Source organism: Pseudoduganella buxea (assembly GCF_009720835.1).
GTDB lineage: Bacteria > Pseudomonadota > Gammaproteobacteria > Burkholderiales > Burkholderiaceae_D > Rugamonas > Rugamonas buxea.
Genome location: NZ_WNKZ01000120.1, coordinates 1 through 13,633, shown reverse-complemented (window position 1 = coordinate 13,633; position 13,633 = coordinate 1). Strand labels below are relative to the sequence as shown.

At 61.2% G+C, this 13,633-nt stretch carries 10 protein-coding genes and 1 pseudogene; 5 read left to right on the top strand and 6 right to left on the bottom strand.

The annotated features are described in order from the left end of the window. A partial coding sequence (locus tag GM672_RS25020; RefSeq protein ID WP_211517421.1) for a hypothetical protein occupies positions 1-1,274 on the bottom strand: 1,274 nt, incomplete at its 3' end. A gap of 167 nt (positions 1,275-1,441) precedes the next feature. Here GM672_RS25020 and GM672_RS25015 point away from each other — a divergent pair. The 5 genes from GM672_RS25015 (at position 1,442) to GM672_RS24995 (ending at position 8,847) form a co-directional block, all read left to right on the top strand. Then, on the top strand, positions 1,442-1,918 hold the full coding sequence (locus GM672_RS25015) for a hypothetical protein (RefSeq protein WP_155473244.1): 477 nt from the start codon (positions 1,442-1,444) through the stop codon (positions 1,916-1,918). Positions 1,919-2,064: 146 nt separating this feature from the next. Further along, positions 2,065-4,479, top strand: coding sequence for a catalase (locus tag GM672_RS25010; protein ID WP_155473243.1), 2,415 nt, complete (start codon positions 2,065-2,067; stop codon positions 4,477-4,479). A 164-nt stretch (positions 4,480-4,643) separates the two neighbouring features. Next, complete coding sequence (locus GM672_RS25005; RefSeq protein WP_229417936.1) at positions 4,644-6,275, top strand: MFS transporter; 1,632 nt, start codon at positions 4,644-4,646, stop codon at positions 6,273-6,275. After that, on the top strand, positions 6,272-7,453 hold the full coding sequence (locus GM672_RS25000) for an HlyD family secretion protein (protein ID WP_155473241.1): 1,182 nt from the start codon (positions 6,272-6,274) through the stop codon (positions 7,451-7,453). The genes GM672_RS25005 and GM672_RS25000 overlap by 4 nt, the downstream gene beginning before the upstream one ends. Next, complete coding sequence (locus GM672_RS24995; protein ID WP_155473240.1) at positions 7,450-8,847, top strand: efflux transporter outer membrane subunit; 1,398 nt, start codon at positions 7,450-7,452, stop codon at positions 8,845-8,847. The genes GM672_RS25000 and GM672_RS24995 overlap by 4 nt, the downstream gene beginning before the upstream one ends. 39 nt (positions 8,848-8,886) lie before the next feature. Here GM672_RS24995 and GM672_RS30035 read toward each other — a convergent pair whose 3' ends face one another. The 5 genes and pseudogenes from GM672_RS30035 to GM672_RS30025 all read right to left on the bottom strand — a co-directional run bounded on the left by GM672_RS30035 (position 8,887) and on the right by GM672_RS30025 (position 13,335). Further along, a complete protein-coding gene (locus GM672_RS30035) occupies positions 8,887-9,273 on the bottom strand; it encodes a DUF3304 domain-containing protein (RefSeq protein ID WP_170300232.1) in 387 nt (128 codons plus the stop codon). Positions 9,274-9,981: 708 nt separating this feature from the next. Beyond that, a complete protein-coding gene (locus tag GM672_RS24985) occupies positions 9,982-11,691 on the bottom strand; it encodes a T6SS phospholipase effector Tle1-like catalytic domain-containing protein (RefSeq protein ID WP_155473238.1) in 1,710 nt (569 codons plus the stop codon). Continuing rightward, entirely contained in the window at positions 11,688-12,176 is a 489-nt protein-coding gene (locus tag GM672_RS24980) for a DUF3304 domain-containing protein (RefSeq protein WP_155473237.1), read from the bottom strand. The genes GM672_RS24985 and GM672_RS24980 overlap by 4 nt, the downstream gene beginning before the upstream one ends. Before the next feature lie 216 nt (positions 12,177-12,392). Further along, a pseudogene (locus GM672_RS30030) lies at positions 12,393-12,497 on the bottom strand (DUF3304 domain-containing protein); the annotation flags it as partial. Between the two features lie 316 nt (positions 12,498-12,813). After that, positions 12,814-13,335, bottom strand: a complete 522-nt coding sequence (locus GM672_RS30025) for a DUF3304 domain-containing protein (protein ID WP_155473236.1) — start codon at positions 13,333-13,335, stop codon at positions 12,814-12,816. Positions 13,336-13,633: the final 298 nt, after the last annotated feature.

The window sequence follows — 13,633 nt, the reverse complement described above, 5'->3', positions numbered from 1 at the left end:
AGGCGCTCCTGCGCCTGCCGCTCGCTGTCCGTCAGGGCGGCTGCGGCGGCCTCGCGCCGCTGCTGGTCCATGCGGTCGGCCAGGGCCTGCGCGGCCAGGTCCTGTTCCTGGCTGCTGGTCAATTGGCGCAGCGCGGCGGTGCGCGCTTCCATCAGCCGCTGGTCCTGGGTGACGCGCTGGTCCTGGCCGTCCTGTTGCGCCGCGACCTGCTCGCTGGCGACCTGGCGCGCCACGTCGAGCCGGTAGGCGGCCTGGCGCGACTGCTGCGTCAGCGCGGCTTGGCTGGCGCTGGCGAGGTCCGTGGCGGCCTGCAATTGCATCTGACGCTGGGCCTGGCGGATGGCATCCTCGCGTGCGATCTCCTCGCTGCGCTGGCGGGCCAGGCGTTCGGTGGCCATCTGCTCGGCCAGCAGCGCCTGGCGCCGCGCCTCCTCGACGCGCGCGGCCTGTCTTTCGCTGTCGAGCTGCCGGCGCGCCAGCGTGTCCGCTTCCAGGGCGGCGGCGGCGCGGTCGGCTTCCTCGTCCAGCGCCAGCTGCTGCCGGGCCTGCGCGGCCGCGGCATCGGCTGCCATATTGACGGCTGCCTGGTCGGGCGCGGCGGGATTGGTCGGGTTGGCCGGATCGGTGGCGTCGGTTGGCAGGGTACCGGCAGGCTTGGGCTGCGGCGCGCCGGGCTGCGTGGGCGCCTGGGACAGTGGCGGTTGCGGCGCGGGCATTGCCGGCGCACCCGTGATGGGCGTCTTGTCCGTGACGTCCGGCGCGGGCGTCTGCAGGGCGTCGCCAGTCCCGGCGAAGCTAGCCGCCGCCCGGCGCAGTGTCGACAAGGTGCCGCTGCGGTCCGCGGCGAAAGCGCTCAGCAGCCGGCCGCTGTCGACATCGAGGCGGGACCCGGCTGTATCGGCGGCCGTATCGATGCCGATGCGGCGCAGTGCATCCTGCTGCGATGCCAGCGCCTGCGTCAGCCGGTCCGCCAGCGCGGTGCCCGCGGCGCCTTGTTCCGGCACGGCCAGCGCGCGGCCAAGGTTGAAGGCCTCGGCCACTTCGCCGGCCGCGATGCCCAGCTGCGCCAGGTCGGCGGCCGGGCCAAGGCCGGCGGGCGTGGCGCCCAGGCCGTCGATGCGCTTCTGGGCCAGCGCCAGGGTGCCCAGCAACTGGCCCAGTGGCGACACGTCCACGGCGATGCCGGGCGGCGCGGGCGTGGCGGCGGGGGCGGCACTGGCGCCATGGAGGGGGGCGAGACCCGGGCGGTCTCCAACAGGCTGGATCGGTAGCATGGCGTTCTCCTTGGGCCCAGTATCGGCGGCCGCGGCGGGACCGTCGGTGCCATGTCCCACATAAGAGGTGACCGGCCTATTGTGCGTTCCCGCACAGTGCGGCATTGTCAATCGGCCTATTGTTGTCCTTGCAAGCCAGTTCACCAACTCATTCAAGGATACCGATCATGGACAATCAGGACAAAAACACCACCGCGACCGGCTCTGTGACGCCGATCGGCAGCACCACCCGCAACGAAGCCCACACCACCATCGACAAGCTGGCCGACAAGGCCCAGCCGGCCGCGGACAAGACCGCAGCCAGCGTGCACAGCGCCGTCGAGAAACTGGCCGACAAGGCCCAACCTGCCGTCGACAAGGCTGCCACGACCGTGCACGGCACCGTCGACAAGCTGGCCGAGAAAGTGCCGGCCGCCGCGGACCGCCTGGTCGGCAAGGCCCATGAAACCGTCGACAAGGTCTCCGACAACGTCAACAACCTGTCCGAAACGCTGGGCCAGAAAGCGGCCGACCTGAACGTGGCGTACAACCGCCTGGCCGAAACGGGCCGCAGCTACGTGCGCAAGAGCCCGGGCGTTTCCGTGCTGGTGGCGCTGGCCGCCGGCTACGCCGTGTCGAAGCTGCTGGGTTCGCGCCGTCACTGATCGCGCCCCGGCACACCTCGCGCCGCCCGCCAGGGCGTGCGCCACGGTGCCCGGCCACGACTCCTCCCGGAGCGGCCGGGCATCGGTGCGTCAACAGCAGTAGCTCGAACACCGCAGCCCCTCATCACCACGCATAAGGAAGCATAATGGCCACCAATCAAGGCAATACAGGCGTCGATGGCGCCGGCTCCATCCTCAGCACCGTCGCAGGACCATCCAACGCCAAGCCGCCCAGCTCCCTGGGCAACAACAACCCGCAAGGCGACGTGCTGCTGGAGAAGCAGGCGGGCGGCATGGACCTGGCCGACCAGATCGACTACAACGTCAACAAGCCCGGCGAGTATGGCGACGCGGCGCGCGATCCGCAGCCGGGCCAGACGGCCAAGCCTGCCAGCGACATCGTCACCGCCAGCACGGCCGTGGAGAACATCGCCTCGCCCAAGACGGGTTCGGGCCAACCGCCCATCGGCGTGAACAACACCAATGCCCCGCTGGACCGCGTACGGGCCGATTCGTCGGACCGCGTGATGACCACCAACCAGGGCGTGCCCATCGCCGACAACCAGAATTCGCTGAAGGCCGGCCTGCGTGGACCGACCCTGATGGAAGACTTCATCCTGCGCGAGAAGATCACCCATTTCGACCATGAGCGCATCCCCGAGCGCATCGTGCACGCGCGCGGCTCGGCCGCCCACGGCTATTTCGAAAGCTACCAGGACCTGTCCGCGCTGACCCGCGCCAACATCTTCTCCGCTCCCGGCAAGAAGACCCCCGTGTTCGTGCGCTTCTCCACCGTGGCCGGCGAACGCGGTTCGACCGACACGGCGCGCGACGTGCGCGGTTTCGCCGTCAAGTTCTATACGGACGAAGGCAACTGGGACCTGGTTGGCAATAACATCCCCGTCTTCTTCATCCAGGACGCGATGAAGTTCCCCGACCTGGTCCACGCCGTCAAGCCGGAGCCGCACAATGCGATCCCGCAGGCGGCCAGCGCGCACGATACCTTCTGGGACTTCGCTTCGCTGATGCCCGAATCGATGCACATGCTGATGTGGACCATGTCGGACCGCGCCATTCCGCGCAGCTACCGCACCATGCAGGGCTTCGGCGTGCACACCTTCCGCCTGGTCAATGCCGTGGGCGACTCTGTCTTCGTCAAGTTCCACTGGTCGCCCCTCGCCGGCACGCACTCGCTGGTTTGGGACGAGGCCGTCAAGATCAGCGGCGCCGATCCCGACTTCCACCGCCGCGACCTGTGGGAAGCCATCGAGGCAGGCGAGTTCCCCGAATACGAACTGGCCATCCAGGTCTTCACCGAAGAGCAGGCCGACAGCTTCCCGTTCGACGTGCTGGACGCCACCAAGATCGTGCCGGAAGAGCTGGTGCCGCTGCAGCCGATCGGCAAGATGGTCCTGAACCGTAATCCCGACAACTTCTTCGCCGAGACCGAGCAGGTGGCATTCTGCACGGCCCACATCGTGCCGGGCATCGACTTCACCAACGACCCGCTGCTGCAAGGGCGTATCCACTCCTACGTGGACACGCAGATCAGCCGCCTGGGCGGCCCGAACTTCCACGAGATTCCCATCAATGCGCCCGTCACGCAGGTGCACAACAACCAGCGCGACGGCATGCACCGCCAGACCATCAACCGCGGCCGCGTTTCGTACGAGCCCAATTCGCTGGGCGGCGGCTGTCCGTTCCAGGGCGGGAAGATGACGGGCTTCACCAGCTTCCCGCAGCCGATGGTGGAGGACAAGGTGCGCGGCAAGCCGGCCCTGTTCGCCGACCACTATTCGCAGGCGCGCCTGTTCTGGCAAAGCCAGACGCCGGTCGAGAAGAACCACATCATCGGCGGTTTCCGCTTCGAGCTGACGCGCGTGCAGGTGCCGGCCATCCGCGAACGCATGTTGTCGATGCTGGTCAATGTCGATGAAGCCCTGGCAGCAGCCGTGGCCGATGGCCTGGGCATGGACGTGCCGCCGCCGCAGCCCCTGGCAACCACGCGGCCGCTGCCATCCTATCCGCCTTCGCCGTCGCTGTCGCTGTTCGCGCGCCCCGGCCAGACGGGCATCCACACGCGCCGCGTGGCCGTGCTGGTGGCGAACGGCACCGATGTCGACAGCGCCCGTGCCATCTACGCGTCGCTGCTGGCCGATGGCGCCGTCCCCCGTATCGTCGGCAGCAAGCTTGGCAAGGTCGCCGGCTGCCATGGCGGCACGCTGGACGTGGAGATCACGCTGGAAGCGGGACCGTCCGTCATCTATGACGCGATGATCGTGCCGGCCGGCGAGCAGGCCGCGCAGGCCCTGTCGATGGATGCCAATGCGCTGGAATTCGTGCGCCTGCAATATCGTCACTGCAAGCCCATCATGGTGGTCGACGCCGGCGCGCAACTGCTGGCCAAGGCCGACATTCCCGCCAACCTGCCGGACGGTACGCCGGACCCGGGCATTATCGGTGCCGAGCCGAACGACGTGCCGGCCGCGCTGGACGCATTCAAGGAAGTGCTGGCGGCCCACCGCGTGTACCTGCGCGAGACCGATCCCCCGATGGTCTAAGGGCTTGCTCCATCTGATTCACCAGTAGTTGATTCACCAGTAGTACCGCCGGGCCGTCATGCGTGACGGCCCGGTGCTATGCTCTACCACATCGAAGAACAAGACAGATCGGGCACCGCATGGATGTCTATGCCCCACAGACCTGGAAACCGCACGAACGCCCGATGCTGCCGGGCTCACCGTCCACGCCGCTGCACTCGGCGCGGCGCCGCTTCGCCTACCTGCTGGTCGGCTTCATTGTCGCGCTGACGGGCGGCCTGGGGAATGCCCTCGTCACCGTCAACCTCACGTACGCGCAAGGCTCGCTGGGCGTCTACGCCTCCGAAATCCAGTGGCTGCCGGCTGCCTATGTGATGGCCAATGTGTCGATGAACCTGCTGCTGGTGAAGTTCCGCCAGCAGTACGGCCTGCGCCTGTTTACCGAATTGTTCCTGATCCTGTATGCCGTCACCACGCTGGCCCACCTTTTCGTGCACGGGCTGGCGTCGGCCATCGCCGTGCGCGCGGCCAGTGGCATCTGCGCCGGTGCGCTCACCACCCTGGGCCTGTACTACACCTTGCAGGGCTTCCCGGCCCAGCACCGCCTGAAGGGCGTGGTGCTGGGCATCGGGTTTTCCCAGCTGGCGCTGCCGATTGCGCGCCTGTTCTCCACCGAACTGCTGGAAATCGCCGAATGGCGCGGCCTGTATTCGTTCGAGCTGGGCATGACCCTGCTGTCCCTGGGCTGCGTGCTGCTGTTGAAACTGCCGCCGGGCGACCGCATCCGCGCCTTCGAAAAACTCGATTTCCTCACCTTTGCCTTGTTCGCGCCCGGGGTGGCGCTGCTGTGCGCCGTGCTGGCACTGGGGCGCACCGTGTGGTGGTTCGAGGCGCCCTGGATCGGCATGTGCCTGGCCGGTTCCATCGTGCTCGTCACGGCGGCCGTGGCGATCGAACATAACCGCAAGAACCCGCTATTGAATATCCGCTGGCTGACGACGGCGAACATGGTGCGCCTGGCCCTGTCCGTGCTGCTGATCCGCATCGTGCAGTCCGAGGCCACGGGTACCGTCGGTTTTCTGCAGGTGCTGGGCCTGCAGAACGACCAGATGCGCGAGCTGTGGCTGGTGACCCTGGTGGCCAGCGTCGCCGGCATGGCCGTCAGCGCGCTGACCATCACGCCGGCGCGCATCCAGCCTTCGCTGATGCTGTCGCTGCTGCTGATGGCCATCGGCGCCTGGCTCGATTCGCATGCCACCAACCTGACGCGGCCCGCGCAGATGTACCTGAGCCAGTTCCTGCTGGCGTTCGCGGGCACCTTCTTCATCGGGCCCGTGTTCGTCTCCGGCTTCGGCGCCATCATCGCCCAGCCGAAGAACCTCATCAGCTTTTCCGTGATGTTCTCGATGACGCAGAACCTGGGCGGCCTGCTCGGTTCGGCCATTGTCGGCACGGTGCAGGTGATGCGCGAAAAATACCATTCCAGCCAGCTGGTGGAGCACCTGACCCTGCTCGACCCGCTGGTGGCCGCGCGCATCCAGGGCAGCGGCGCCGCGCTGGGCGGCACGCTGATGGACCCGGCGCAGCGCAATGCCCAGGGCGTGGCGGCGCTGGGCGCGGCCGCCACGCGCGAAGCCAATATCCTGGCCTACAACGACGTCTTCCTGCTGATCGCCCTGGTGGCCGTCGGCACCCTGCTGTGGATGGTGGTGCATTATCTGTGGCAGTTGTGTACCGCCTGCCGCCCCGTCGTGCCGGCCCAGAACGCGGGCACGGGGCTGGCCAACGTCTCCCTCAACAACTCCGGATCGCAATGAGCGCTAACGACACACCTAATACTCCGCCGCCGGCTACGGCGCCCGCTTCGCCACCTGCCGCAGCACCTGCCGCCACGGCCCAGCCGGAGCGCCGCCAGCAGTGGCTTGCCGGCGCCGGCTTCGCGCTGGTGGCGCTGGCCGGCGTGCTGATCGTCCTGTACGCGTGGCGCCTGCCGCCGTTCACCAGCCCCATCGTCTCGACCGAGAACGCGCTGGTGCGCGGGCAGGTGACGGTGATCGGCACCCAGCTTTCCGGCTACGTCACGGATGTGCATGTGCAGGACTTCCAGGTGGTCAGGAAGGGCGAGCTGCTGGTGGAAATCGACCGGAGAGTCTACGAACAGCGCTACGACCAGGCCAAGGCCCAGGTGGCGGCCCAGCAAGCCGCGCTGGCCAATTGGGAGCAGTCGCGCCGCAGCGCCGCCGCCACCATCGCGCTGCAGCAGGCCGCGCTGACGAATGCCCGGGCCCAGGCCGCGCGCTCGAGCGCCGACCTGCGCCGCGTCGAGGAACTGGTGCAGGACGGGTCGCTGTCCCAGCGCGAGCGCGATGCCCAGCGTGCAGCGCGGGCCCAGGCCCAGGCCGCCGTCGCCCAGGCCATCGCCAACGTCGAGATCGCGCGCCAGCAGTCGCAATCCGTCACCGTCAACCGTGCGTCGCTGGAAGCGGCCGTGGCCAACGCCCAGGCGGCATTGAAGGCGGCCCAGGTGGACCTGGACAACACGCGTATCGTCGCCCCGATGGACGGCCAGCTGGGCCAGGTCACGGTGCGGCGTGGCGCCTTCGTCAACTCCGGTGCCCAGCTGATGGGCCTCGTTCCGCGGCAGATGTGGATCATCGCCAACCTGAAGGAAACCCAGATGAACGGCGTGCGGGTGGGGCAGAGCGCCACCTTCAAGGTCGACGCGCTCGATGGCGCGACGTTGACGGGCCAGGTCGAACGCATCTCGCCGGCCACCGGGTCCGAGTTCTCCGTGCTGCCGGCCGATAACGCCACCGGTAACTACGTCAAGATCGCCCAGCGCATTCCCGTGCGTATCCACATCGATGCGCGTCAGCCGCTGGCGCAGCGGCTAAGGCCGGGCATGTCCGTCATCGTCAGCATCGACACATCGGCCGTGCTGAACGACGCCGACACCAATCCGGCACCGGCCCGCACGGCGGGGGGGCGGCCATGAGGGCCAGCGCAAGCGTGGCGCTGGCGTTGGCGGTGCTGCTGGCCGGCTGCGCCGCCAAGGTGCGCGCGCCGGAACCGTCTACCTTGCAAATCCCCGAAGCCTGGCGCGCGCCGCCGCTGGCCGACGTGGCGCGTCGCCCGGTCGACCAGGCCTGGTGGCGGGGCTTCAACGACCCGGCCATGACGGCGCTGGTGACGCTGGCCCTGGCACGCAACGGCGACCTGCGCGTGGCGCGGTTGCGCATCGAGGATTACCGCGCTCGCGTGCGCGCCGCCGCGGCGGGCCAGCAGCCGACGCTGTCGTTCGACACGGGACCGTCGCGCGCCCGCTCGCTGCTGTCCAACGGCCAGCCCCACGTGGGCAACGTCTTCCTGGCCGAGTTCCAGGCAGCGTATGAGGTGGATGTGTGGGGCCGGCTGGCCAACGCCACCGAAGCGGCGGCGGCCACCTTGCGCGCCGAAAGCGCCAATGCCGACGCGGCGGCACTGTCGGTGGCGGCCAACGTGGCCACCGGCTACCTGAACTTGCGCGGCCTGGATGCGCAGCTGGAGCTGGCCCAGGCCACATTGAAACTGCGCGAGCAGTCGCGCGACCTGGCGCGGCGCCAGTTCGAGGTGGGCTACAGCTCGCGGCTGGAGTGGCTGCAGGCGCAGGCCGAATACGACAGCGCCGCCGAACAGATTCCACAATTGCAGCGCCAGATCTTCGAGCAGGAGAACGCGCTGTCGATCCTGGCCGGCGGCACGCCCGGCGCCATCGTACGGGGCGCGGCCCTGGCCGACCTGATGCCGCCGCCCGTGCCGGCCGGCCTGCCGTCGGACCTGCTGCGGCGCCGGCCCGACATCGCCCGCGCCGAGGACACCATCGCCGCCGCCAACGCCCAATTGGCCGCCACGCGCGACCAGCTGCTGCCGTCGTTCCGGCTGACGGCCGGGGGCGGCCTGCAGTCCGCTGACTTCAGCGATTTCCTCCACGGGCCGACACGCCTGTGGCGCCTGGGCGGCACCCTGGTGGCGCCGCTGTTCGACGGCGGCCGCGTGCAGGCCGCCACCGATTCGGCCGCGGCCCAGCGCGACCAGGCCATCGTCGCCTACGAAAACACGGTCCGCCAGGCCTTCGCCGAAACGGAGAACGGCCTGGACGCCATCGTCCGCCTGCGCGAGCAGGTCGTGCAGAACGACGCCCGCCGCGCCACGGCCGCCGAAACGCTGCGCATCGCCCACAACCGCTACCGCAACGGCTACGCCGCCTACCTCGAAGAACTCGACGCCCAGCGCAGCCTGTACGCCGCCGACGTCACCCGCCTGCAGCTGCGCACGCGCTTGTTGACGGCTTCGGTGGATTTGTATCGGGCCATGGGGGGCGGGTGGGTGGCGGATACTCGATCGCGTTGAACTTGCGCGGCTCCTGCATTCAAAGCAAGGTCGAATGAGTTACTTACCTGCTGGTCTTGGGTAGGGATAACCCGGATATCTTGCGGATTTGGTTGTAACCAGGACACGCACGGTATCGTCCTCATAGAAGTGTACGGCGAGGAAGCCAAGATCCAGCGGCCCGTATTTGGGTATTTCAACAGTTTTTTCTTTGTAATTGTCCGGGTGGGCCTCATCGTCGTACCATCGAACGGTAACGTGTAGACCCTCTTTCCAATGTACAGGTACGGAGACGCAGCAAACGAAACTGCCACCACCGCCGTTGGCATCGATATTCATCCCGCTATACCCGTTGACGGTGAAATTCGAGATATGGCGATTCGTATAGTTTAGTCCACTTATCGATATTCCAGAATTATTTAATCCGCGTGTCGCGATGATAAACACTGTTATTGCTAAAACTAGTATGGATAGAAGTTTTATTACAAGTTTTGAGTGCAATTTTGGATCTCCGCTGGTTAGCAGCTCTTGTGCGAGCGCGATCGATTTAGGTATAAGCTTCCTTTTGTGCGTCCACTCGGATTGAGGATTAGGGTAACTTGGATGCTCTGCTATTTTTTTGTGACTAGAACCTTAAGGACATCGTTGGGGGAGAAACGCACTACAAAACTAGCAAGACCATCGTCAGCATAGTTCAGCGACTTTCTCCACGCGCCGATGCGCCTTTGCCGCCTGGGTGGCACCCTGATGGCACCGCTTTTCGACGGTTGCCACGTACAGGCCGACACCGAGTCGGCCGCCAGTGCGGCCAGGCCATCGGTGCCTCCGAAAACACCGTGTGCCAAGCCTTCGCCGAAAACGGAGAACGGTCTGGACGCCCTCGTCCGCCTGCGCTAGCAGGTCCTCTAGAACGACACCCGCCGCTTCACAGCCGCCGAAACGCTGCGGAACGCCCACAAGCGCTACCGCCTCGGCTACGCCGCCTACTTCGAGGAACTCGACGCCAAGCGCAGCCTGTGCGCAGCCGCCGTCGGGCAGCTGCGGCTGCGCACGCGCATGTTGACGGCTTCAGTGGATCTTTATCCTGCCATGGGGGCGGGTGGGTGGCGCTTTAGTGAAATCGCGACCTTCAATTCCTGACAGCTTAGCTCAGTTCTAGCCATCCTCTTTAAATATTTTTCTGAACCTTAGTATTCCCTGGCCATTCCACCGGTACTCGTTCGTGTATTTGGGAGACATTTCAATAAATCCCGCCATAGAATCATGAATATAATTTGCGAAAAATTCCTCTATCTCGCCAGTGAGCTCATCGGTGTTGAGTGATTTCAGAACTTCCATGAGTTGCGGGGAAGCGCGCCGATCTGATTCTCGCAACCTGAAGTGTTGAATTGTTCTTACTTTCGCCGCCACGGATTCCTTAAGCGAATATTTTTCGTCAGAAGGATCAACGTTATACCTGACGGAACTGCTTTTATAGCTTGTTTTATCAATACGAGGTACAGTTGGATCGATATGGTAGCTGTGCAGGTTCCGCAAACGTTCGTTAAATGTTGCGCTCGTGATATCAATATATCTTCGATGTTTTTCCGAAGCTCGCTGATAGAAAGGCAGGCTCTTGGAGCGATTGCGGTATTTGTAGCGATAGCTCAAATATAGGCTCATATGGTGCCTGTGAAGATCCTCAACTGTGCCTGCGGCAACCTTGACCGATCGTAAGTATGCATTCAATGCATTAATTGTCTTAACAGACGGGGTAAGGTCCGCACGTTCCAGTTCTGATAAAAGAGCCCAATGTTTCAGAGCCACGCCCGCCTTACGCGCTTCGTGGTACATATGTGCTGCAGGAATTGTGGCAAGCATGTCTTTATTTGATGGAGATATGCCTAGATCGTTAGGTGCATATCCACCACCAAGATCTGAATGTGCTCCTGGATACATCACTTCTATAGCATTTTCAGGATACTTGTCGTTGGTTCGAACTGAATCCAAGGGAAATGATGCCCGTACTTCGTGCGCGGCGACGAAATGCACACACTGCTCAATCGCCGGATTGATGTGCATGTTGCCGTCTGCCCAAGATTGATGACCTTCCACGAATAATTCGGGTAAGGAATTAGGAATGCCTACCGAAGCAACCGTATCAAATATTCCCAAAAAACCAAAGCGAATGGGGATTCCTGCGAAAATCCAAGCTTCATTTCGTTTTTCGCACACCTCAAACAGCCAATTTGCAAACGCTCGAGCTTCCGCAGCACCACGTGAGAAGCCAAAAACAGATAAATTGATTAATTCAATTTCAGGCTTTTTCCCTTGCAACTCTCGTTGCAGTGTTTGCTGCATCTGTTTGAAAAGCGTTCGTCTGACACCTGAGGGCATACCTATTGCGCCGATGAATTGCGTGACGTGTGACGAATTAGCTGCATCTAATAATATACTTCCGTTAACAAATAGATTGACCGCATTGATCAGGCGAGTGAAGGCCCAGAGCACCCTATTTTCTCCATTCCACGCGAATGGGCCACCCAAAGCGGTCAGAAGCCCATCATCGTTGATTTCAGGGAATGAAGTTCCCACACCAGGTATATAAAATCGGAACTTTCCACTTCTTCGATCTTCTGGGAAAGTGTGTAACAACTTCACTATGTTGCTATGTTTCCTTGATTCAATGGGTGGTATTGAGAAGTCATTTTTTCTATTGTTCCCCGTTCCATCAAAGAAAATCCCTACGTCTAGCTGACCAGTACATGACGGCTTAGTTGTTGCAGGGACCGTACAGTTTAAAGATTTCGCACGCTGGAGTATCTCTCTGCGAGAAAGAGAGCGTAGTCCAGTTGAGGGAAATGGCTTTGCTGGTTTCGTGGTCATGGGGACTTATTCGCTGGTCTAGGATACGGGTACCCAGGAAAAGAATCTGTATGATTCGTTACCAAGACTTTTACTGAATCGTCTGGATAAAAATGCACCGCCAAAAAACCAAGATCTTTGTCGCTGTACTTTGGCACCGCAACTGTGCGCTCCTTATAATTTTGAAACTTAGTCCCATCATTAGTCCAACGTATCTTGACGCTCATTCCCTCGTGCCATTTTCTTGGTAATGCGATGCAGCAAGTGAACCCGCCACCCCCACCGTTTGCCGAGATATTTGCACCACTATAGCCGTTAACGGTAAATTCATCAATATGTAACGATGTATAATTGAGGCCGCATACCTCGAGATTGATGTTGCGTTCGAAACATCCCGATATCATTGAGAGAAAAAATACTGCAATTGTTATTGGGATGTGTTTTGAAGTGAAATGGAATAACATATTCTGGCCCATGTCGTTAAGTGTCGTGTGCTGAATTTGCATCCTGAAGCATCTCCTTCCGCGTAAACGTGCGCAATCCTGAGGTAGGAAATAATTCAGACGTTACACTGTTCATGGCATAGTCCTTGGAAGGACGGGGATAAGTATAGCCTGGATATGTTTCTGCTTTATTCGTAACTAAAACCTCGACTAAGTCGTTCGGGTAAAACTGTACCGCCAGAAAGCCAAGATCTTCAGTTTCGTATTGTGGTACTAGGATCACCTTCTCCATAGAATATTGAGATCGGATCGATCATGCGTCCAGCGCACTGTCGCCGTCATGCCGTCGCGCCACACGCGCGGCATTATGATACAACATGTGAATTTGCCACCCCGCCGTTAGGTGATATGCTGGCGCCGCTATAACCATCGACTGAAAACTCATCGATGAGCTTGTTGGTGTGGTTTAATCTACACAGATCCAAGCTTGCCTTGGAGTTTCCGCGCGATGTTACGAGCATTAAAGATAGTACTCTCTTTAATGGCAAAACGCATCTGCGAGCTAAAGGTTGGATTATTTTCATGGTTTGACCATTAAATATTTTATCAGGATATCATCACTGGGATTGGTGCATATGCTGAAATGCAGAATATCTTGAATTCCTTGTTCTGCATGAATTTCGGGCGATTAAAGAAACCGTTAGTATTTGTGCGCTCGAGCTCTTAAAGGTTGCTCTTGTAGAAATAAATTTTTGTGGCTCATATTGTCGAGCGAGTTTCTGGTCGGCCGTGGATACGGGTAGTTTGGATGTTCTGCGGTTTTCGTTGTAACTAAAACTTTAACTACGTCATTGGGATAAAAGTGTACTACGAAAGTTCCAAAATCACCATCTGCATAGGGAGGAACTTTCACAATCTTCTCTTTGAAATGTTCCGGGTGCGCGGAGTTGTCGGCCCACCGCACAGTGACGTTTAAATCGTCGCGCCACTTGTTTGGTATCGTTACGCAGCATACAAAGCTCCCTCCACCACCGTTGGCTCGGACGTTGGCTCCGCTGTAGCCATTTACGGTAAAGTTAATTATATTTCTATCAGTATAGTTCAGTCCAGATAACGATATGCTGACCTTTTCCTCACTGCACCCGACAAATAGCGAGCTTGAAAAAATCAGAACCGCTATGCTCAGTATGTTGCCGGGAAAACACAGCTTGAGAATGGGCATCGAGGGTAAGAAGAGTATTTTTAGAAATGAAAAGTGTATAGTGGTCTATAAGAAATTCTTACGTTTGCCATAATCTCTTTTCTCACGCCTTTTAACAAGCTGATGTGGGTACTTGGGTTATCTAACCGATCTGTCCAGGTCAATGGGCAAACTTTCAGTGATCTTGCCCCGCTATTCCCGGACACAGTCTGATGCTTAGTTAGCGTCAGTTTCCAGAGCCTGACACGGTCGCTCTTTTCTAAACATACGCGGCGATTTATAGCCCAGCGCGGAGTGAGGATGCACCTCGTTAAAATGC

Excerpts from the sequence above, each read along its gene's own strand:
- GM672_RS25010 (WP_155473243.1), top strand. The coding sequence starts at position 2,065 with ATGGCCACCAATCAAGGCAATACAGGCGTCGATGGCGCCGGCTCCATC.
- GM672_RS25005 (WP_229417936.1), top strand. The coding sequence starts at position 4,644 with ATGCTGCCGGGCTCACCGTCCACGCCGCTGCACTCGGCGCGGCGCCGC.
- GM672_RS24995 (WP_155473240.1), top strand. The coding sequence starts at position 7,450 with ATGAGGGCCAGCGCAAGCGTGGCGCTGGCGTTGGCGGTGCTGCTGGCC.
- GM672_RS24985 (WP_155473238.1), bottom strand. The coding sequence starts at position 11,691 with ATGACCACGAAACCAGCAAAGCCATTTCCCTCAACTGGACTACGCTCT.
- GM672_RS25000 (WP_155473241.1), top strand. The coding sequence starts at position 6,272 with ATGAGCGCTAACGACACACCTAATACTCCGCCGCCGGCTACGGCGCCC.
- GM672_RS25015 (WP_155473244.1), top strand. The coding sequence starts at position 1,442 with ATGGACAATCAGGACAAAAACACCACCGCGACCGGCTCTGTGACGCCG.
- GM672_RS24980 (WP_155473237.1), bottom strand. The coding sequence starts at position 12,176 with ATGCAAATTCAGCACACGACACTTAACGACATGGGCCAGAATATGTTA.
- GM672_RS30025 (WP_155473236.1), bottom strand. The coding sequence starts at position 13,335 with ATGCCCATTCTCAAGCTGTGTTTTCCCGGCAACATACTGAGCATAGCG.